The 20,343-nt window shown below is 57.8% G+C and carries 22 protein-coding genes and 2 tRNA genes; 21 read left to right on the top strand and 3 right to left on the bottom strand.

Going from position 1 to position 20,343, the window contains the following annotated elements; translation table 11 throughout:
* Positions 1-14 precede the first annotated feature (14 nt).
* The 8 genes from JQX08_RS01525 (at position 15) to JQX08_RS01490 (ending at position 6,427) form a co-directional block, all read left to right on the top strand.
* Positions 15-995, top strand: coding sequence for an alpha/beta fold hydrolase (locus tag JQX08_RS01525; protein WP_204915307.1), 981 nt, complete (start codon positions 15-17; stop codon positions 993-995).
* Positions 996-1,136: 141 nt separating this feature from the next.
* Complete coding sequence (rraA, locus tag JQX08_RS01520; RefSeq protein ID WP_204914210.1) at positions 1,137-1,625, top strand: ribonuclease E activity regulator RraA; 489 nt, start codon at positions 1,137-1,139, stop codon at positions 1,623-1,625.
* Between the two features lie 54 nt (positions 1,626-1,679).
* On the top strand, positions 1,680-2,675 hold the full coding sequence (locus JQX08_RS01515; RefSeq protein WP_204914209.1) for a zinc transporter ZntB: 996 nt from the start codon (positions 1,680-1,682) through the stop codon (positions 2,673-2,675).
* A 53-nt stretch (positions 2,676-2,728) separates the two neighbouring features.
* The gene (locus tag JQX08_RS01510) at positions 2,729-2,974 is read left to right on the top strand and encodes a CrfX protein (RefSeq protein WP_204914208.1); all 246 of its coding nucleotides are present in this window, start codon (positions 2,729-2,731) and stop codon (positions 2,972-2,974) included.
* A gap of 1 nt (position 2,975) precedes the next feature.
* Positions 2,976-3,800 (top strand): mechanosensitive ion channel family protein, encoded by an 825-nt coding sequence (locus tag JQX08_RS01505; protein WP_204914206.1) that lies wholly within the window; start codon positions 2,976-2,978, stop codon positions 3,798-3,800.
* A gap of 85 nt (positions 3,801-3,885) precedes the next feature.
* Entirely contained in the window at positions 3,886-4,476 is a 591-nt protein-coding gene (gene sigX / locus JQX08_RS01500; protein WP_204914204.1) for an RNA polymerase sigma factor SigX, read from the top strand.
* A gap of 109 nt (positions 4,477-4,585) precedes the next feature.
* Positions 4,586-5,620 carry an OmpA family protein gene (locus tag JQX08_RS01495; protein ID WP_204914202.1) on the top strand — a complete coding sequence of 345 codons (1,035 nt, stop codon included), beginning with the start codon at positions 4,586-4,588 and terminating at the stop codon, positions 5,618-5,620.
* A 129-nt stretch (positions 5,621-5,749) separates the two neighbouring features.
* Entirely contained in the window at positions 5,750-6,427 is a 678-nt protein-coding gene (locus JQX08_RS01490; RefSeq protein ID WP_204914201.1) for a hypothetical protein, read from the top strand.
* A gap of 34 nt (positions 6,428-6,461) precedes the next feature.
* Here JQX08_RS01490 and JQX08_RS01485 read toward each other — a convergent pair whose 3' ends face one another.
* Positions 6,462-7,745, bottom strand: a complete 1,284-nt coding sequence (locus JQX08_RS01485) for an NAD(P)/FAD-dependent oxidoreductase (protein ID WP_204914200.1) — start codon at positions 7,743-7,745, stop codon at positions 6,462-6,464.
* 182 nt (positions 7,746-7,927) lie between these two features.
* Between JQX08_RS01485 and JQX08_RS01480 the strand changes: the two genes are divergently transcribed.
* The 10 genes from JQX08_RS01480 to JQX08_RS01435 all read left to right on the top strand — a co-directional run bounded on the left by JQX08_RS01480 (position 7,928) and on the right by JQX08_RS01435 (position 15,676).
* A tRNA-Val gene (locus JQX08_RS01480) sits at positions 7,928-8,004 on the top strand.
* 223 nt (positions 8,005-8,227) lie between these two features.
* Positions 8,228-10,150 carry a threonine--tRNA ligase gene (gene thrS, locus JQX08_RS01475; protein WP_204914199.1) on the top strand — a complete coding sequence of 641 codons (1,923 nt, stop codon included), beginning with the start codon at positions 8,228-8,230 and terminating at the stop codon, positions 10,148-10,150.
* A gap of 17 nt (positions 10,151-10,167) precedes the next feature.
* On the top strand, positions 10,168-10,701 hold the full coding sequence (infC, locus tag JQX08_RS01470; protein WP_204914198.1) for a translation initiation factor IF-3: 534 nt from the start codon (positions 10,168-10,170) through the stop codon (positions 10,699-10,701).
* 62 nt (positions 10,702-10,763) lie between these two features.
* On the top strand, positions 10,764-10,958 hold the full coding sequence (gene rpmI, locus JQX08_RS01465; protein WP_187673184.1) for a 50S ribosomal protein L35: 195 nt from the start codon (positions 10,764-10,766) through the stop codon (positions 10,956-10,958).
* A 23-nt stretch (positions 10,959-10,981) separates the two neighbouring features.
* On the top strand, positions 10,982-11,338 hold the full coding sequence (gene rplT, locus JQX08_RS01460) for a 50S ribosomal protein L20 (protein ID WP_204914197.1): 357 nt from the start codon (positions 10,982-10,984) through the stop codon (positions 11,336-11,338).
* A 95-nt stretch (positions 11,339-11,433) separates the two neighbouring features.
* Positions 11,434-12,450 (top strand): phenylalanine--tRNA ligase subunit alpha, encoded by a 1,017-nt coding sequence (gene pheS / locus JQX08_RS01455; protein ID WP_204914196.1) that lies wholly within the window; start codon positions 11,434-11,436, stop codon positions 12,448-12,450.
* 43 nt (positions 12,451-12,493) lie between these two features.
* The gene (gene pheT / locus JQX08_RS01450; protein ID WP_204914195.1) at positions 12,494-14,872 is read left to right on the top strand and encodes a phenylalanine--tRNA ligase subunit beta; all 2,379 of its coding nucleotides are present in this window, start codon (positions 12,494-12,496) and stop codon (positions 14,870-14,872) included.
* 3 nt (positions 14,873-14,875) lie between these two features.
* Positions 14,876-15,178, top strand: coding sequence for an integration host factor subunit alpha (gene ihfA, locus JQX08_RS01445; protein WP_017940199.1), 303 nt, complete (start codon positions 14,876-14,878; stop codon positions 15,176-15,178).
* Entirely contained in the window at positions 15,159-15,515 is a 357-nt protein-coding gene (locus JQX08_RS01440) for a MerR family transcriptional regulator (protein WP_204914193.1), read from the top strand. The genes ihfA and JQX08_RS01440 overlap by 20 nt, the downstream gene beginning before the upstream one ends.
* A gap of 84 nt (positions 15,516-15,599) precedes the next feature.
* Positions 15,600-15,676 (top strand) — tRNA-Pro (locus tag JQX08_RS01435).
* Positions 15,677-15,781: 105 nt separating this feature from the next.
* Here JQX08_RS01435 and JQX08_RS01430 read toward each other — a convergent pair.
* On the bottom strand, positions 15,782-15,961 hold the full coding sequence (locus tag JQX08_RS01430; RefSeq protein WP_204914191.1) for a hypothetical protein: 180 nt from the start codon (positions 15,959-15,961) through the stop codon (positions 15,782-15,784).
* A 318-nt stretch (positions 15,962-16,279) separates the two neighbouring features.
* On the opposite strand from JQX08_RS01430, the gene JQX08_RS01425 reads away from it, so the two are divergent.
* From JQX08_RS01425 to JQX08_RS01415, 3 genes are all read left to right on the top strand, one after another.
* Positions 16,280-16,711 carry a LexA family transcriptional regulator gene (locus tag JQX08_RS01425; RefSeq protein ID WP_204914189.1) on the top strand — a complete coding sequence of 144 codons (432 nt, stop codon included), beginning with the start codon at positions 16,280-16,282 and terminating at the stop codon, positions 16,709-16,711.
* 8 nt (positions 16,712-16,719) lie between these two features.
* A complete protein-coding gene (locus JQX08_RS01420; protein ID WP_346727566.1) occupies positions 16,720-17,979 on the top strand; it encodes a Y-family DNA polymerase in 1,260 nt (419 codons plus the stop codon).
* A 76-nt stretch (positions 17,980-18,055) separates the two neighbouring features.
* On the top strand, positions 18,056-19,417 hold the full coding sequence (locus tag JQX08_RS01415; RefSeq protein ID WP_204914185.1) for a site-specific DNA-methyltransferase: 1,362 nt from the start codon (positions 18,056-18,058) through the stop codon (positions 19,415-19,417).
* On the opposite strand, the gene JQX08_RS01410 is transcribed toward JQX08_RS01415, so the two are convergent.
* Complete coding sequence (locus JQX08_RS01410) at positions 19,389-20,276, bottom strand: hypothetical protein (RefSeq protein WP_204914184.1); 888 nt, start codon at positions 20,274-20,276, stop codon at positions 19,389-19,391. The two genes, JQX08_RS01415 and JQX08_RS01410, sit on opposite strands and share 29 nt — an antisense overlap.
* Positions 20,277-20,343: the final 67 nt, after the last annotated feature.

The raw sequence follows: 20,343 nt of genomic DNA, 5'->3' as shown, positions 1-20,343 counted from the left end.
TCGTTCGTAGTGCTATGCAAAGCAGTAGTGAATTATTTCCTGTCGCGCTGATGAGTGCCGAATTGCGCGGCGACCTGAGTGAGGATGTCTACCGTCTGAAGCCCGGCAACAGCCCGGACGGGACGGTAGAGCTGGCGCTGACTCGGCTTGGCCTGCATCAGCAGGAGAGCCGCCGCGGCGTGCCGGTCATCCTGTTGCACGGCAGTTTCTCCAATCGACGCTTCTGGTACTCGCCCAAGGGGCTCGGTCTGGGCCCTTACTTGGCGCGTGCCGGCTTCGACGTGTGGATCGCGGAGATGCGCGGCCACGGCCTGTCGCCGCGCAATCGCGACTATCGACACAACCGCGTCGCCGACTACGCCCGCTACGACCTGCCGGCCATCGCCGAGTTCGTGCACGAGCAGGCGGGGCAGGCTGCGCATTGGATTGGCCACTCGTTGGGCGGCATCATCCTGGCCGCAGCGCTCGGTGGGCATTACCTGGGCGAAGAGCGGGTGGCCTCGGCGGCATTGTTCGGCAGTCAGATCAGTCGCACCTATTGGCCGCTGAAAGTGCCGCCGGTGGAGTGGGGCGGGCGTTTCCTGCTCAAGCGTTTTCCCGCGCTGTCCGGGCCCGGCCTCAAGCGCGGTCCCGAGGATGAACCGATCGGTTTGGCCCTGGAAACCTTGCGCTGGCACGGCCTCTTTGGTCGCTTCGGTGAGCCGGGGCGCGATTGGTGGGCGGGGCTGGCCAGCGTCACCGTGCCGGTGCTGGCGGTCGCGGCCAGGGCCGATCATCAGGATCCGGCGTGGGCGTGCCGCAAGCTGCTGGAGCAGTTTGGTTCGGCGTGTCGCGAGTTCGTCTGCCTGGGCAAGAAGTACGGCTTCAGCGATGACTTTGGGCACATCGAAATGCTCGTCAGCCGGCCTGCACAGACAGATGTGTGGCCGCTTGCGGAGCATTGGTTGCGCCATCAGGAGCTGCCGGAGTCGCGTCAGGTCGCCCAGCCGGCGTAGGTCATTTGCCGGCATGCCGCCGGTGCAAGCATTTCGCTGCCGGCATCGCGCGGCTAATATGCGGCGAATGCCTGGCTTTATCGTCTTGAGGCGCGAACGGGCCTCACCTCTGATTCGTCTTTCCCTTACAGGAGTTCTCCCATGCAATACGTCACTCCCGATCTGTGCGACGCCTATCCGGAACTGGTTCAGGTGGTCGAACCGATGTTCAGCAACTTCGGCGGGCGCGATTCGTTTGGCGGCGCAATCGTCACCATCAAGTGCTTCGAGGACAACTCCCTGGTCAAGGATCAGGTTGACGTGAACGGTCAGGGCAAAGTGCTGGTCGTGGACGGTGGTGGTTCGCTGCGTCGCGCCCTGCTCGGCGATATGCTGGCAGAAAAAGCGGCGAAGAACGGTTGGGAAGGCCTGGTGATCTACGGTTGCATCCGCGACGTGGATGTCATCGCACAGACCGATCTCGGCGTTCAGGCGCTGGCCAGCCACCCGATGAAGACCGACAAGCGCGGCATCGGCGACCTCAACGTGCCGGTGACCTTTGGCGGTGTCACTTTCCGCCCAGGCGAGTACATCTACGCCGACAACAACGGTGTAATCGTCTCGCCCAAGCCGCTGGCGATGCCGGAATAAGTGCGAGAGGCCCGGCACCCGTCGGGCTTGGCTTCGAGGGAGTAGGGGCTGCGGATGTACGAAGAGCAGAACGCGCAGTGGGGCTTGGTGCACGCCTTTGTGCTGGATGGCCAGGGTGGCGCTCGCAGCATCGCGCGACAGGAGCTCGACGGGCTACAGCTCGCCGATGGCGAGGATCTCTGGCTGCATTGGGATCGTGGTCATCCGCAGACCCACGACTGGCTGCGTAACTCCAGCGGGCTCAGCGAGTTCAGTTGTGACCTGTTGCTCGAAGAGAACACCCGGCCGCGCTTGCTGGCATTGCCAGGTGACGAGCTGCTGCTGTTCTTGCGCGGGGTCAATCTCAATCCGGGCGCTGAGCCTGAAGACATGGTCTCGGCGCGCATCTTTGCCTCGGCACGCCGGGTCATTTCCCTGCGCTTGCGGCCGTTGCGGGCCACTGACGAGCTGATCGAGGCCTTCGAGCATGGCAATGGCCCGAGGAATGCGTCAGAGCTGTTGTTCGAGCTGGCTGATCGTATGAGCGGCAAGATCGATGCATTGGTGGTCGAGTTGTCCGAGCAGGTCGACGGCGAGGAAGAGGCGCTCGATGCCGACGAACGCTACACCCCAAATCATGGCCTGATGCTGCACGTGCGCAGGCGTGCTGCGGCGCTACGGCGCTTCCTGGCGCCGCAGCGCGACATCTATACCCAGCTGTCGCGCAATCTGGTCCCATGGTTCTCCATGGATGCCGGCGACTACTGGAACGAGCTGAACAACCGGCTGATCCGCTATCTGGAAGAGCTCGAGCTGATTCGCGAGCGCGTCGGTCTGGTGCTGGAGTCGGAAAACCGGCGGATGACCGAGCGGATGAATCGCACCATGTATCGCTTCGGCGCCATCACCGCGATCTTTCTGCCGATGAGCTTTTTGACGGGGCTGCTCGGCATCAACGTCGGTGGTATTCCTGGTGCGCAAAGCCCCTATGGGTTCCTGATCGCCTGCCTGATGGTGCTCGGTATTGCCGGTGGCCAGTGGTGGTTGTTCCGCCGCTTGCGTTGGCTCTGATGTGACTTGCTGGTTATTCGTCGCGTCTAGCCGACACACCCCGGGAGGTATGCATGCGCGATCCATTTGAAGAATCTCTCCGCGACTTGCTGAAAGTATCGTCCTCGGCACATGACGACGACGCCACGCTCGGGCGCGTCCTGAAAGCCGCGAACCGGCAGGTGGGTGCCGGCGACCTGTTCGGTCTCATGGGGCATTGGTTCGAGGCGCTGATGATGGCCTTGAACAGTGGCTCCGCGCACGTCGCCCCGGTTTCTCGCCGCACCTCCTCTGACCGTACTGTTGATAAGGCTGAGTAAGATGGAATTTGATCCTTGGACTCAAGGTCTGGTTAACGCCATGACCAACGTTTGGACTCCGGTTGCCGGCTTTATCCCGCGCTTCTTTGGCGCGCTGGTCGTCGTCCTGTTGGGCTTCGTGGTGGCCAAGCTGCTGGACACTCTGCTGTCCAAGCTGCTCGCCAAGCTGGGGCTGGATCGCTTGATGGCGGGCACTGGCCTGACCAAGATGCTGGCGCGCGTGGGCATCCAGGTGCCGGTGTCGACCTTGATCGGCAAGATCGTCTACTGGTTTGTCCTACTGATCTTCCTGGTCTCCGCCGCCGAATCGCTGGGCCTGGATCGGGTCTCCGCGACCCTCGATGTGTTGGCGCTGTACCTGCCGAAGGTGCTCGGCGCGGCCGTGGTCCTAGTGGTCGGCGTGCTGCTGGCGCAATTGCTAAGTGGCATCGTGCGCGGCGCGGCGGAGGGTGTGGGCCTCGACTACGCCGCGAGTCTCGGGCGGATTGCTCAGGGCCTGGTGATCATCATCAGCATCTCCGTGGCGATCGGTCAGCTCGAGGTGAAGACCGAGCTGCTCAACAACGTCATCGCGATCGTGCTGATCACTGTTGGCCTGGCCGTCGCGCTGGCCTTGGGGTTGGGCAGTCGCGACCTGGCGGGGCAGATTCTCGCCGGCATCTATGTGCGCGAACTCTACGAAGTTGGGCAACAAGTGAAGATCGGTGAGGTCGAAGGCCAGATCGAAGAAATTGGTACGGTCAAGACGACCTTGCTGACCGAGGAGGGTGTGCTGGTGTCACTGGCCAACCGTGCCCTGCTCGAGCAACAGGTAAGCAGTCGCTGAGCGTCAATCCCTGCTAATGTATGCCGCCGAGCAGCCCGCGTGCCGGGCTGTGGCGGCTATCACCTGACTGTCGGCCTGACTCGTTTTGAACAAAGCTCAATCGCTTCCTTCTCGCTACGATCCTCGTGAACTCTCGGACGAAGAGTTGGTTGCGCGTGCGCATACCGAACTGTTCCACGTGACCCGTGCGTACGAGGAGTTGATGCGTCGCTATCAGCGCACGCTGTTCAACGTCTGTGCGCGTTATTTGGGTAACGACCGCGACGCCGATGATGTGTGTCAAGAAGTAATGCTGAAAGTCTTGTATGGTCTGAAGAACTTTGAGGGTAAGTCGAAGTTCAAAACGTGGCTATATAGCATCACCTACAACGAATGTATTACCCAATACCGCAAAGAGCGCAGAAAGCGGCGGTTGTTGGATGCGTTGAGTTTGGATCCGCAAGAGGAGGCTTCGGAAGAGAAGGCCCCCGTGGTTCCCGAACAAGGTGGTCTCGATCGTTGGTTGGTGCATGTCAACCCTATTGATCGGGAAATTCTGGTATTGCGTTTCGTTGCGGAACTGGAGTTCCAGGAAATCGCCGACATCATGCATATGGGGCTAAGTGCCACCAAGATGCGCTACAAGCGTGCCCTGGATCGCATGCGGGAAAAATTCGCCGGTACCGCCGAAACTTAGTTGGGGGAAATACTTCTAACCCAACAATCCGATTCTGTTAGAATCGGCTCTCGAGTTGTCTTGCGTTTTTGTCTGACAATTCACTGACCATTATGATGGGGATTTACGGATGAAATTGAAAAACACCTTGGGCGTTGTCATGGGCTCGTTGCTGGCTACTTCTTCGCTGGCAGTACTGGCGCAAGGCCAAGGCGCTGTTGAAGTTGAAGGCTTCGCCAAGAAAGAGCAGTTTGATAGCGCTCGTGACTTCAAGAACAACGGCAACCTTTTCGGTGGTTCGGTTGGTTACTTCCTGACCGACGACGTTGAGCTGCGTCTGGGCTATGACGAAGTGCATAACGTTCGCAGCAATGACGGCCGCGACATCAAGGGCGCCAACACCGCTCTGGACGCGCTGTACCACTTCAACGCTCCGGGCGACACACTGCGTCCGTACGTTTCTGCCGGCTTCTCCGATCAGAGCATCGGTCAGAACGGCACCGGCGGCCGTAACCGCTCCACCTTCGCCAACGTTGGCGGCGGTGCCAAGCTGTACTTCACCGAAAACTTCTACGCCCGTGCTGGCGTTGAAGCTCAGTACAACATCGACCAGGGCGACACCGAGTGGGCGCCGAGCGTTGGTATCGGCCTGAACTTCGGTGGCGGCTCCAAGCCGGTTGCTGTTGCTCCGGCACCGGCTCCGGAAGTGTGCTCTGACAGCGACAACGACGGCGTGTGCGATAACGTCGACAAATGCCCGGACACCCCGGCCAACGTTACCGTTGACGCCGATGGCTGCCCGGCTGCCGCCGAAAACGTGCGTGTCGAGCTGGACGTGAAGTTCGACTTCGACAAGTCCAAGGTGAAAGAAGAAAGCTACGGTGACATCAAGAACCTGGCTGACTTCATGAACCAGTACCCGGCTACCACTACCACCGTTGAAGGCCACACCGACTCCGTCGGTACTGACGCCTACAACCAGAAGCTGTCCGAGCGTCGCGCTAACGCGGTCAAGGACGTGCTGGTCAATCAGTACGGCGTGGGTGGCGAGCGCATCCAGTCCGTCGGTTACGGTGAGTCCCGTCCGGTGGCTGACAACGCTACTGACGCTGGTCGCGCGGTGAACCGTCGCGTAGAAGCTGAGGTTGAAGCTCAGGCCAAGTAATTCGGCTGAGCTTCGCGCCTTAGGAAAAACCCGGCTTCGGCCGGGTTTTTCTTTGTCTGGGATTTGCTGGGGCGGTCTGGCGCACCATCTGGGCTATGATCGGCGCTTTCTTGCGTGAAGGAGTTTGCTTTGTCGCGTCTTAGCCTGCTGGTTGTGTTTGCTTGGGCGGTTACGCTGCTGTCTGGCTGTCAGAGTCAATTGGATTTGCCGTCCGAGGTGCGTCGATTGCCGGAGCGCGTCGAACTCAATGGCGTGCCGTTCTTTGCGGAGCCTGCGTATATGGGCGTGCCTGGTGGGCTCGCCGTCATGCTCTCCCAGCAGGGTGTGGTCACCACGCCGGGCCTGGTTGCCAAGCAGCTTCGCTTGCCAAGCGAAGAGTCGCGCTTGGAGCAGGGCATCGTCCGTGTCGCGAATGACAACGGGTTTTTGGTTTATCCGCTGCGGCATGATCTAGGCGAATTGCTCGTCCAGGTCGCCGCCGGCTATCCCGCGTTGGTCCGCTTCAATGCCGGCTTGGGCTGGGTCTCCTCGCCGCGCTACGGAGTGCTGGTTGGCTACGACCGGGCGCAGCAGCAGCTGCTCTTCCGTGCGGGTGCAAGCAAGCGCTGGGTGGTGGGCTTTGATGCCTTCGAGTCGGGTTGGCAAGAGGCGGGCGGCTGGGCGGTGCTGATCCAGGCGCCGCGGCAGCTGCCGGCGGAGGTCGATCTGCTCCGTTGGCAGGCAGCTGCAGACCAGTTGGATCGCGCCGGGCAGGCTCAGTTGGCCAAGGAGGCGCGCGAAACCGGGGCGCGCGTGCAGGGGCGCTAAAGAAAACGGCGCCTCGCGGCACCGTTTGATGGGATCAGACCCCGAGCTTGTCGCGCAGACTGTAGTACCACGCGCCTATCGCGGTAAACGGTACGCGGAACGCACGTCCGCCGGGGAAGGGGTAGTGCGGCAGTTCTGCGAAGGCATCGAAGCGCTCGGCTTGGCCGCGCAGGGCTTCTGCCAGCGCTTTGCCGGCGACATGCGTGAAGGTCACGCCATGGCCGCTGCAGCCTTGCGAGTAGTAGATGTTGTCGCCGATCCGGCCGATCTGCGGCAGTCGCGACAGGGTCAGTAGGAAGTTGCCGGTCCAGGCAAAGTCGATCTTCACGTTCTTCAGTTGCGGGAAGGTCTTCAGTAGTTTCGGGCGAATAATCGCCTCGATGTTGGCTGGGTCGCGTGCGCCGTAGACCACGCCACCGCCATAGATCAGACGTTTGTCGCCTGAGAGGCGGTAGTAGTCGAGCAAGTAGTTGCAGTCCTCGACGCAATAGTCTTGCGGCAGCAGGCTGCGCGCCAGGTCGTCGTCGAGCGGTTCGGTGGTGATCACCTGGGTACCGCACGGCATCGACTTCGCCGCCAGCTCAGGTAGCAGATTGCCGAGGTAGGCGTTGCCCGCAACTACTACGAATTTGGCTTTCACCCGTCCCTGCGCGGTGTGCACGGTTGGTGTGGCGCCGCGATCAATGCGGATTACCGGTGATTGCTCATGAATGATGCCGCCAAGTGATTCCACCGCAGCGGCTTCGCCGAGGGCCAGGTTAAGCGGATGGATGTGGCCGCCGCTCATGTCGAGCATGCCGCCAACATAGTTGTCAGTGGCGACCACTTCGCGAATGCGCTTGGCGTCCATCAGCTCCAGTTCGCTGTGGCCGTAGCGTTCCCAGAGCTTCTTCTGCGACTCCAGGTGGCTCATCTGCTTCTTGGTGATGGCTGCGAAAACGCCGCCATCTTTCAGGTCGCACTGGATGTTATAGGTGCGGATGCGCTCGCGAATGATGCGACCGCCTTCAAACGCCATTTCACCCAGCAGTTGTGCATTCTTGGGGCTGGCGCTGCGCTCAATGGTGTCGATGTCACGGCTGTAGCTGTTGACGATCTGCCCGCCGTTGCGCCCGGAGGCGCCAAAGCCGACCTTCGCCGCTTCCAGGATGGTGACTTTGAAGCCGCTTTCGAGGAGAAAGAGCGCCGTAGAGAGTCCGGTGTAGCCGGCGCCTACGATGCAGACATCGGTTTCGCTTTCACCTGCCAGTGCTGGGCGAGCCGGCGCGGTGTTGGCGGAGGCGGCGTAATAGGAGAGGGGGTATTGGGTGTGCGCCATTTTGGAACCTTTGTTCTTTATTTTTTACGATTGGCCAATCCTACCCGAGATGAAATGACGGAGCCAGCATGCGTGCAAAATATTTAACGCGCTGTCGAACAGCAAAAAATCCATTTTTTCAGTTAGTTAGCAGAAAAGTTGTTGACAGTGATCGGTAAACCCGTAGAATGCGCGGCCAATGCAGGCACATAGCTCAGTTGGTTAGAGCACCACCTTGACATGGTGGGGGTCGTTGGTTCGAGTCCAATTGTGCCTACCAAATTAAAAAGGGTCGCGAATGCGGCCCTTTTTTATTGGTGCTTGTCAGGGCTTCGGCTTTCTGAAAGCATCTTCGCTCCTTTATTCCCAGTGACTCTGGTCCGCTTCCGGTCAGTCCTTAGGGGCCCCTGCCATTGTCAGGCAGATATGCCGACGGATCGCTTCCTGGCTCATCCCAACCCACGTGACCTTTCGTAGGGGTCACCACTAGGAGAGGAGGCGCCATGCCCATCATTACTCTTCCCGACGGCAGTCAGCGTTCGTTCGATCACCCGGTGTCCGTGCTGGAGGTTGCGCAATCCATTGGCGCTGGCCTTGCCAAGGCGACGCTCGCCGGCAGGGTCAACGGCAAGCAGGTTGATGCCAGTGATCTGATCGAGGCAGATGCAACCCTGCAGATCATTACGCCGAAGGATCCAGAGGGGCTGGAAATCATTCGCCACTCCTGCGCGCACCTGGTGGGGCATGCGGTCAAGCAGCTCTATCCAAATGCCAAGATGGTGATCGGTCCGGTCATCGATGAAGGCTTCTACTACGACATCGCCATCGATCGGCCTTTCACTCCGGATGATATGGCGGCGATCGAGAAGCGCATGGCTGAGCTGATCGATAAGGATTACGACGTCATCAAGAAGATGACGCCGCGTGCTGATGTCATCGGCGTGTTCAAGGCTCGCGGTGAAGAGTACAAGCTGCGCCTGATCGAGGATATGCCGGACGAGCAGGCTATGGGGTTGTACTACCACGAAGAGTACGTCGACATGTGCCGCGGCCCGCATGTGCCGAATACTCGCTTCCTCAAAGCCTTCAAGCTGACCCGAATCTCCGGTGCGTACTGGCGCGGTGACTCGAAAAACGAGCAGCTGCAGCGTGTCTACGGCACGGCCTGGGCAGATAAGAAGCAGCTGGCTGCGTACATCCAGCGCATCGAAGAGGCCGAGAAGCGTGATCACCGTAAGATCGGTAAACGCCTCGATCTGTTCCACACCCAGGAAGAAGCGCCGGGTATGGTGTTCTGGCATCCGAATGGCTGGACGCTCTATCAGGTGCTTGAGCAGTACATGCGTCAGGTGCAGCGCGATAACGGCTACCTGGAGGTGAAGACGCCGCAGGTCGTCGATCGCAGTCTGTGGGAGCGCTCCGGGCACTGGGCCAACTACGCCGAGAACATGTTCACCACTGAGTCGGAAAGCCGCGACTACGCGATCAAGCCGATGAACTGCCCGTGCCATGTGCAGATTTTCAATCAGGGCCTGAAGAGCTACCGCGAGCTGCCAATGCGCCTCGCCGAGTTCGGTGCCTGTCACCGCAATGAGCCGTCCGGTGCGTTGCACGGCATCATGCGCGTGCGCGGTTTCACTCAGGACGATGCGCATATCTTCTGCACCGAAGATCAGATGCAGGCTGAGTCCGCGGCGTTCATCAAGCTGACCTTGGATGTCTATAGCGATTTCGGTTTCAAGGATATTCAGCTCAAGCTGTCGACCCGTCCGGAAAAGCGTGTGGGTTCCGACGAGCTGTGGGATCGTGCCGAGGCGGCCTTGGCGGCTGCGCTTGATAGCGCTGGTCTGCCGTATGATCTTCAGCCGGGTGAGGGGGCCTTCTACGGGCCAAAAATCGAATTCTCGTTGAAGGATTGCCTGGGGCGTGTCTGGCAGTGTGGTACCTTGCAGCTCGATTTCAATTTGCCAGTGCGTCTCGGTGCCGAGTTCGTCGGTGAAGACAACAGTCGCAAGCATCCGGTCATGCTGCATCGTGCCATTCTGGGTTCGTTCGAGCGCTTCATCGGCATGCTGATCGAACACTACGAAGGGGCTTTCCCTGCGTGGCTGGCGCCGACTCAGGCGGTGGTGATGAATATCACTGATAAACAGGCCGATTTTTCCCTCGAGGTTGAGAAAACCCTTAATCAGAGCGGGTTTCGTGCCAAGTCTGACTTGAGAAACGAAAAGATCGGCTTTAAAATCCGCGAGCATACTTTGCTCAAGGTTCCCTACCTGCTGGTGATTGGCGATAGGGAAGTTGAGACACGATCCGTTGCTGTGCGCACCCGCGAAGGTGTCGACTTGGGTTCACTGCCCTTGGAACAATTCGCCGAACAGCTCAAGCAAGCGGTTTCCCGGCGTGGTCGCCAAGATTCGGAGTAAACATTATTAAGCGTGAAATGAGGCAGGATAAGCGGGCCGCACCTAAAGCGCCGATCAACGAGAACATCACGGCGCGTGAGGTTCGTCTGATTGGGGCTGATGGCCAACAGATTGGTGTCGTATCGATCGATGAAGCGCTCCGCGCTGCCGACGAGTCGAAGTTGGATCTGGTGGAAATTTCTGCCGACGCGGTTCCGCCGGTTTGTCGGATCATGGATTACGGCAAGCACCTGTTCGAGAAGAAGAAGCAGGCTGCTGCGGCGAAGAAGAACCAGCACCAGCAACAGATTAAAGAAATCAAGTTTCGTCCAGGGACGGAAGAAGGGGATTACCAGGTAAAACTACGCAACCTGGTACGTTTCCTTGAAGATGGGGACAAGGCCAAGGTATCTCTGCGATTCCGCGGCCGTGAGATGGCTCACCAGGAGCTGGGTATGGAGCTGTTGAAGCGGGTCGAAGCCGACCTCGCCGAACTCGGCACCGTTGAACAGCATCCGAAGCTGGAAGGACGCCAGCTGATGATGGTCATCGCTCCCAAAAAGCGAAAATAACCTCTAGGGCACTGGCAGGCCTTATGGTTATGTGTAATTGACTGAATGCGGAGTATCCGAACATGCCAAAGATGAAAACCAAAAGTGGCGCTGCGAAGCGCTTCAAGAAGACTGCTGGTGGCCTCAAGCACAAGCACGCCTTCAAGAGCCACATCCTCACCAAAATGACTACTAAGCGTAAGCGTCAGCTGCGCGGCACTTCGTTGCTGAGCCCGTCTGATGTCCGTCGTGTAGAACGCTCCCTGCGTCTGCGTTGATTTCTGGTTAAGAGGATTAAGTCATGGCTCGTGTAAAACGCGGCGTTATTGCCCGTGCTCGTCACAAAAAAATTCTGAAGCTCGCTAAGGGCTACTACGGCGCGCGTTCGCGCGTGTTCCGTGTTGCTAAGCAAGCGGTGATCAAGGCTGGCCAATACGCCTACCGTGACCGTCGTCAGCGCAAGCGTCAGTTCCGCGCTCTGTGGATCGCTCGTATCAACGCTGGTGCTCGTCTGAATGGTCTGTCTTACAGCCGTCTGATCGCTGGCCTGAAAAAAGCTGCCATCGAGATCGATCGCAAGGTTCTGGCCGATCTGGCTGTGAACGAAAAAGCGGCGTTTGCTGCGATTGTCGAGAAAGCGAAGGCCGTTCTGGCTTAAGTCCCCGACAATCACCGGGCATGCCCGGTGCTGAACGTCACCAATAGGGGAAGAGCCTTCGTGCTCTTCCCCTATTTCGTATCTGGAGTCCGTAGATGGAAAACCTGGATGCGCTGGTCTCGCAAGCGCTTGAGGCCGTGCAACATACCGAAGACGTCAATGCCCTGGAGCAGATCCGGGTTCACTATCTTGGCAAGAAAGGCGAGCTGACCCAGGTCATGAAAACCTTGGGTGACCTGCCGGCCGAAGAGCGGCCAAAGGTGGGGGCGCTGATTAACGTCGCCAAGGAGCGCGTTCAGGAAGCACTGAATACCCGCAAGGCTGCTCTCGAGGAGGCTGCGCTGAGTGCCAAGCTGGCCGCAGAGCGCATCGATGTAACCTTGCCTGGCCGTGGTCAGATCTCTGGCGGCCTGCATCCGGTGACCCGCACGCTGGAGCGCGTCGAGCAGTTTTTCACCCATATCGGCTACAGCGTCGCCGAGGGGCCGGAAGTCGAAGACGACTACCACAATTTCGAGGCCCTCAATATTCCTGGTCATCACCCTGCGCGGGCGATGCACGATACCTTCTATTTCAATGCGAACATGCTGCTGCGTACCCATACCTCTCCGGTACAGGTGCGCACCATGGAATCGCAGCAACCGCCGATCCGCATCGTGTGTCCGGGCCGCGTTTATCGCTGCGACTCGGATATCACCCACTCGCCGATGTTCCATCAGGTCGAAGGGTTGCTGATCGACGAGGGCATCAGCTTTGCCGACCTAAAAGGCACCATTGAAGAGTTCCTCCGGGTGTTCTTCGAGAAGCCCTTGGGCGTGCGCTTTCGCCCATCGTTCTTCCCCTTCACTGAGCCTTCCGCTGAAGTCGACATGCAGTGCGTGATGTGCAGCGGCAAAGGTTGCCGTGTGTGCAAGCAAACCGGCTGGCTGGAAGTGATGGGCTGCGGCATGGTTCACCCGAATGTGTTGCGGATGTCTGGGATCGATCCGGAGAAGTACTCCGGCTTCGCTTTCGGTATGGGCGTCGAGCGGCTGGCGATGCTGCGTTATGGCGTCAACGATTTGCGCCTGTTCTTCGATAACGACCTGCGCTTCCTGGCGCAATTTCGCTAGGACCGCACGACCTTAATCGAATTCGTTCAGGAGAACAGACAGTATGAAATTCAGTGAACAGTGGCTGCGCAGCTGGGTCAATCCCTCGGTTTCGCGCGACGAGTTGGTGGCCCGCCTTTCCATGGTCGGCCTTGAGGTCGATGCCGTTATTCCGGCCGCCGGTGAGTTCAGCGGAATCGTGGTCGGCGAGATTCTTGCGACCGAGCAGCACCCCGATGCTGACAAGCTGCGGGTGTGCCAGGTCAGCAACGGCGTCGACACCTTCCAGATCGTCTGCGGTGCCCCGAATGCGCGTCCGGGCATCAAGATTCCATTCGCGATGATCGGCGCCGAACTGCCGGGCGACTTCAAGATCAAGAAGGCCAAACTACGGGGTGTGGAGTCCAGCGGCATGCTGTGCTCGGCTTCCGAGCTGCAGATCAGCGAAGACAACAGCGGCTTGATGGAGTTGGCCGGCGATGCGCCGCTCGGTGCCAATATTCGTGACTACTTGGCGCTGGACGATGCCAGCATTGAGCTGGGTCTGACCCCGAACCGTGGCGATTGCTTGTCGCTGGCTGGTTTGGCCCGCGAAGTCGGTGCGATCTACGCGGCTCCGGTAACGCCGCTGGTGATTTCTCCCGTGCCGGCGAGCCACGGTGAGGTGCGCCCGGTGGAGGTGTCGGCGTCTGCAGCCTGCCCGCGCTACCTTGGTCGAGTCGTTCGTGGCGTCGACCTGTCAAAGCCAACTCCATTGTGGATGGTTGAGCGCCTGCGCCGCTCTGGCATCCGCAGCATCGACGCCGCGGTGGACATCACCAACTATGTGATGCTCGAGCTTGGGCAGCCGATGCACGCCTTCGATCTTGCCGAAATTAACGGTGGCATCCGAGTGCGGATGGCGGAGGCGGGCGAGAAGCTGGTGCTTCTGGATGGCCAAGAGGCCAGCTTACGCGCGGATACGCTGGTTATTGCCGACCACCAGCGCGCCTTGGCAATCGCCGGGGTTATGGGTGGCGAGCACAGTGGGGTCAGCGAGAAGACCTGCGACCTGTTCCTGGAGAGTGCCTTCTTCGACGCCGTCGCCATTGCCGGGAAGGCGCGCTCGTATGGCTTGCACACCGACTCCTCCCATCGCTTCGAGCGAGGCGTGGACTCGCAGTTGGCGCGCGAGGCCATGGAGCGTGCCACGGCACTGCTGCTGGAGGTAGTCGGAGGTCAGCCTGGGCCGATCATTGAAGTGGTCAGCGACTCCGATCTGCCGAAGGTCGAGCCGATTGTCCTGCGCGCCGAGCGCATCAGTCAGATGCTTGGCATGGATATGGCGAGCGACGAGATTGAACGTCTGCTTTCTGCCTTGGGGTTTGGCGTGATTGCCCAGGCCGCCGGCCAGTGGCAAGTGAAGGTGCCGAGTCATCGTTTTGATATCAGCTTGGAAGTTGATCTGATTGAAGAGTTGGGCCGCCTCTATGGTTACAACCGGCTACCGGTTCGCTATCCGCAAGCGCGGTTGGCGCCGCAGGCCAAGCCCGAGGCTCGCGCCGAGCTGCCAAAGCTGCGCCGCTTGTTGGTCGCGCGTGACTATCAAGAAGCCATTACCTATAGCTTCATCGATCCAAAACTGTTCGCGCTGTTCAGTCCGAGTGTCGAGCCGTTGCAGTTGGCCAACCCGATCTCGGCCGACATGGCAGCCATGCGCAGCTCGCTTTGGCCGGGGCTGATCAAGGCCCTTCAGCACAATCTCAACCGGCAGCAAACGCGCGTCCGCCTTTTTGAAAGCGGGCTACGTTTTGTCGGTCAGCTGCCGGGCTTGAAGCAGGAGGCGATGCTCGCCGGTGTTGTGACTGGGTCTCGCTTGCCGGAAGGCTGGGCAAATGGTCGCGATTCCATAGACTTCTATGACCTCAAGGCGGACGTCGAGGCGCTGTTTGGGCAGGCAGGTGCTCCGGAGGCCTTCCGCTTCGTGGCGGGCGAACACCCGGCACTGCACCCAGGGCAGGCCGCGCGGATCGAGCGGGACGGGCGCTTGGTTGGCTTCCTGGGTGCGTTGCATCCGGAGCTGGCGAAGTCACTGGATATCGAGCAGCCGGTTTTCCTTTTTGAGCTCGTGTTGGCCGAAATCTTCGAAGGTACTATGCCGAAGTACAGTGAGCTGTCGCGCTTTCCAGAGGTGCGCCGTGACTTGGCACTACTGGTCGATCGCGAAGTGGCTGCTGAAACCGTGCTCGAAGCGATCAGGGACGCTGCGGGAGAATGGCTGACGGACCTCAGACTGTTTGACGTCTATCACGGTAAAGGTATTGATCCGCATAGAAAAAGCCTGGCTGTCGGCTTGACCTGGCAACATCCATCGCGCACTCTTAATGACGATGAGGTGAGTAGTACAACGCAGAATATCCTCGCCTTGCTGGAACAAAGGTTCAATGCCACGTTAAGGAAGTAACGTATGGGGGCTCTGACGAAAGCTGAATTGGCGGAACGTCTGTATGAAGAGCTAGGCTTGAATAAGCGAGAGGCCAAGGAATTGGTGGAGCTCTTCTTCGAGGAGATTCGCCAAGCCTTAGAGCTTAACGAGCAGGTCAAATTGTCGGGATTCGGCAATTTCGACCTCAGGGACAAGCGTCAGCGCCCCGGACGTAACCCGAAGACGGGGGAGGAAATTCCGATTACGGCTCGCCGTGTCGTGACTTTCCGCCCAGGCCAGAAACTGAAAGCCAGAGTCGAAGCCTATGCTGGAACCAAGTCATAACGACGAGCTTCCGCCGATCCCGGGCAAGCGCTATTTCACCATCGGTGAAGTCAGTGATCTATGCGCGGTGAAGCCCCATGTTCTGCGGTACTGGGAGCAAGAATTCGATCAGCTGAATCCCGTCAAGCGGCGTGGAAATCGACGGTATTATCAGCGTCAGGATGTGCTGATGATCCGTCAGATTCGCGCGCTGCTTTACGATCAGGGTTTCACCATTGGTGGTGCTCGTCAGCGACTTTCCAGCGATGATGCGAAGGACGACACTACTCAGTACAAGCAACTCATTCGGCAAACGATTACTGAGCTGGAAGACGTTTTGTCAGTTCTGCGCAAGTAGTGCTATCCAGAAAACTTCCAAATATCAGACGCTTAGTATATAGTTCGATCCGCTTTCGAGCTGCTCGAAGGCCGTTTTACCTGTCGGGGCGTAGCGCAGCCTGGTAGCGCACTTGCATGGGGTGCAAGGGGTCGAGTGTTCGAATCACTCCGTCCCGACCAAAATAACCCTAGAAAATCCAATCACTTACGGGTGCTTGGATTTTTTTATGGGCGGCGTTTTTAGGGATTCGAATTTTTTAGGGTCCACATAGGGTCCAGCGCTGTTTAGGGTTCAATTCGAAATATGAGCGGCCACCGCTCATGCACCCATGCCTGCTCCGCAGGTGCTTCTGTAGTTATCACGTAGACCTTCCGCTCTTCACCCTCGCCAATCGCAAGCCCCTCAATTATCTGCCCGGCCTCCAGGTCGAACCAGTGGCTCACCTTCTCTTCGTCTTTTTCCATAAATCTCGCCGCTGGGATGCGAACCCGAGTCGGCCCGTACTTCTCCCATTTCCCCTCATCGACTGAGCTGAGTCTCGCCCAGCCGCCCGCAGGCCCCTTGCCGGCTTGTTCACGTCTTCTGCCCCATGGCACCCATACCACTTCATTTGAGGCACCTATAACGGGCAGAGCAGCTCGCGGATTCGGGAAGTAGATCTTCAGTTGCTCGCCAGTCCTTGTGTACCTGCCTGAGATTTCTACGCCGCCGCACATCGCTGCCCCCTTGGCCGTGAGAAAAATCCCACTATACTGGACGCATATACAGTATTTGAGAAGCCCATGAACTCAGCATTTTTGACCCCAGGCCGCCGAATCGAGCGCCTATGCCTTTCACCAGAAAAGCTGAAGATCACGGGCTTTCAGTCTCCAGCAGGCGATCACGAACAAGGCCCTCTCAGCATCGACGAATTCGTCGGCCTCGGAGCGCCACACATTTGGCTCTGGATCGCTGACAGCGACGCGCTGGCTGGCCTCGGCATCTACCAGCATGATGTCCTGGTCGTGAACCGGGTGGGCCAAGCAGACCCTGGCCGCGCTGCAATCGTCGTCATCGACCATGAATTCAAACTCTGCTCGATACTCACAGACGCAGAAAAGAAACGCTCACTGGTTACGATAGGCCGGGCAGGGGAGTGCCAGCGCCTAGCCGACCAGGGAGAGGTTGTGCTCTGGGGTATCGTCGATTTCCTGTTCAGAGATCTGCGCCCATGACTCGACGTGTGTACGCGCTGATCGACTGCAACAGCTTCTACTGCTCGTGCGAGCGCATTTTCCGGCCCGAGCTAGCGACAACACCGATAGTGGTACTCAGCAACAACGACGGCTGCGTCATTGCTCGTACACATGAAGCAAAAGCTCTCGGCATCGAGATGGGAGCTGCTTACTTCAAGATACGTGACCAACTTCGCCAGCTTGGTGTAGAGGCCTTCTCAAGCAATTACGCTCTCTATGCCGATGTATCGGCCAAAGTCATGCGCTGCATTCATAGCTGTGTGCCAGACATTGAGCAGTACAGCATTGATGAATCTTGGGCCGACCTGACGGGCCTGCAAGGTGATCTGACAGACATCGGGAAGGCCATCAAACAGCGCGTCTGGAGTGAATGCGCAATGCCTGTGGGTGTCGGCATAGCGAACACCAAAACACTCGCAAAGCTCGCTAATTTCGCCGCCAAAAAATGGCAGAAGACTGGTGGCGTAGTAGATCTGACTGACCCTGTACGGCGTGACAAGCTGCTCCAGGTGGCACCCGTAGATGAAGTCTGGGGCGTCGGTCGCCGACTCTCAAAAACGCTACAGGCGATGAACATAAACACGGCCTGGCATCTCGCTCACGCAGATCTCACTCTGATCAGAAAAGTATTTGGCCGCGTCCTGGAGCGCACGGCTCGTGAGCTGCGAGGCGAAGAGTGGCTGCGTATGCACCAAGCTCCCGACCTCAAGAATGAGATCTGTAGCAGCAAGATGTTCGGCACGAAGCTGAAGAGCATCGAGCCCATTCGCGAGGCTCTGGCGAGTTACGTAGCGCGTGCAGCAGAGAAGCTCCGCGAGCAGGGTTCATTGGCTGACGAAATGGTTCTCAGCCTCCAGACTTCAGGTTTCGTCGAAGAGCGCGAGCGCTACTTCACCAGTGCGCGCTGCATCCTTCCGCATCCAACGAACGACACGATGCTGATGACTCAAGCTGCAAACCAAGCGCTGTCACGCATCTTTCGGAACGGTTATGCGTACTCGAAAGTTGGCGTTTTGCTGACAAATCTGGTGCGAGCTGATGAGTACACGCCTGATCTGTTTGCGGAGCCGCCGCGAAAGAATGTCGGGAAGCTGATGGAGACCATTGATCTGCTGAACGCCAGGTACGGGAGGGGAGCTGTTCGGGTGGGGACGGTGTGGCCGGAAGGTCGGGCTTGGGAGATGAAAAGGGAGATGCTGTCTCCGAGCTACACGACGAGTTGGCGGGGGCTGCCGAGGGTGGGGTAAGGGATCATAAATTTGATCCCGCGCCCATGCGCAGCTAGAATCAATTTTTAGGTTTCCTGGTTACCGGAATTTAAACATGGCCGTCGGACTGAACAAAAAAGAAATCGGGGGGCCTGACGCTCGTAGAGCGGAGGCGTGCGAGCTTACACCAGCACTCCCGCCCACAGGGGCTCGGGTAACTATTAGTTACCCTGGAAAAATGGACGAAGAAGATATTCTTCAGCCTCGTGATGTTCAGTTTGTGAAGATGACTGATGGCGGAGAATTAGAGAACACCGCAATTCAGGAAGATAGCTTCATTTGGTCAGACAATTGGCTCGCGCTGAATCGTCTTGTTCAGGATGGCGTCAAAGCAAAGCTGATCTACCTTGATCCCCCGTACGCGACAGGGCTCGGTTTCTCATCAAGAAATAGTGAGCATGCTTATAGCGACACATTGACCGAAGCCGCATACCTTGAATTCATGCGTCGAAGGTTCGTTCTGTTACGTGAGCTGCTTGATGAAGATGGAAGCATCTATGTCCATATTGGGCATCAGATGGTTGGTGAGCTGAAATTTATACTTGATGAAGTGTTTGGTCGAGATAACTTCCTGAGCCTGATTAGTCGCAGGAAGTGTAGTAGTAAGAATTTTACGAAGAATCAATACGCTAATATCAATGATTATATTCTTTTCTATAGTAAAGGAAAGAACTATATCTGGAATAAACCAGCCAAAAAGCCAGATCCGGAGTGGATAGCAAAAGAGTATTCAAAGGTTGATTCAAAAGGGCAGTACAAACTGGTCCCAGTCCATGCGCCAGGTGTTAGGCACGGTGCAACAGGCGGCGAATGGCGCGGTATGATGCCGCCCACTGGAAAGCATTGGCAGTACGTCCCTGAAAAGCTTGATGCACTAGATGCAAACGGTGAAATCCACTGGTCAAAAAATGGAAACCCGAGAAGAAAGGTTTATCTAACAGAAACCAAATCTATTGGGTATACAGACTATTGGGAGGAGTTCAGGGATGCGCATCACCAAGCCATTCTTGTGACTGGCTATCCAACTGAGAAGAACTTCGACATGATGAAAATGATTGTCGAGGCGAGCAGCAACCCTGGAGATCTGGTGATTGACCCGTTCTGCGGGTCGGGAAGCACAGTCCATGCAGCCAGCTCTTTAGGCCGGAAATGGATTGGAATAGACGAGTCCTTCGCGTCAGCAAAAACCGTGATCGAACGCCTGAAGAGAGGGCGAGCCCCCATGGGAGATTTCGTCAAAAAAGAGCCAAGTGCGCAAGATGAGCTGCCGCTGTTTGGTGAAACAACGGCAGTGAGGCACGAAGAGACTTCAGGTGAATTTAATATCTATATCGACGCCATGACAGCAGCGAGCGCTAAAGTAGAGGTGCTAGAGCTTTACAACGCAATCAGCGCCCCAGAAGCCAATCCGCAGTAACACGTTCAGGCGCGGTTTTCAGGGTTGTCACTCTGACCGCGCCATCCCACATTCCATCGAGCTTACACGACTCGTACCATGTGTCTTTATGCGCTAGGCCTGGGCCGTCAGCCAGGAAAATGATGCGGAATTGATGGCCAAATTCTTGGCAGAAAGCCATGGCTTTTGCCACTTTGTCCGAGTTACCACCGGTACGATCATCAGACTGAGCCCCGCCACGAGTTGAGTCGTATCGAGCGAATCCAACCGCGCAGACTTGTTTGCTAGTGTCCTTGATTACGAAATCGCATGGATAGTCGCCATTGAAGTTCTCAAAAACAGAACTGAGTTCGATGTCGCGGCCTGCTCCACGGGGACCGTCGATGGTGAAGCCGCCGTGGAATGTGTTCTCAAACCACGAGAAGAATCGATCTGTCAGCTTGTAGCCCAACTGACCGCGAGTGTCGTACTCACCAACCAACGCAGCGAGAGCCGCCTCTTCTAGTGGTGTAAAGGAATTGAACTGCTCGCGAATGATGTCGATTGGCTTGAATGTGTCCCCATAGTTATCAACGAGTGTCGAGGTGGGGACTCGGATTTTCTTTGCCATTTCCGTGTCAATGATGGGGGAGACGCAGCGGCGGAAAATTTTGAGCAGCGTCATCCGCTGAGTGCCATTGAATTCGGTGGTTCGAATCCGGCTAAGTAGGTCGGAGGTTGTGCGAGATTCGTTAGCAAGCTGCTTGAACAGAGATATATCGCCCTGATAACGCGCTTGGCTGTTGGCTAAAACCTCAGGGAAGCGAGCAGCTAGGTCAATGGCCGTGATGATGCTGTGAGGAGACTCGACGTGAGCCAGGAATTTGTGATCGCCAGACATGCTGTCCTCCGTTTACAGATGTCTGGGGAGGATAACAATAATATCTGGCAAATGGCCATTCGGCGTT

Source organism: Zestomonas insulae (genome assembly GCF_016901015.1).
GTDB classification, from domain to species: Bacteria; Pseudomonadota; Gammaproteobacteria; order Pseudomonadales; family Pseudomonadaceae; genus Aquipseudomonas; species Aquipseudomonas insulae.
Note: the sequence above shows the minus strand (reverse complement) of the source record. Positions and strands in the feature narration are given on the sequence as shown.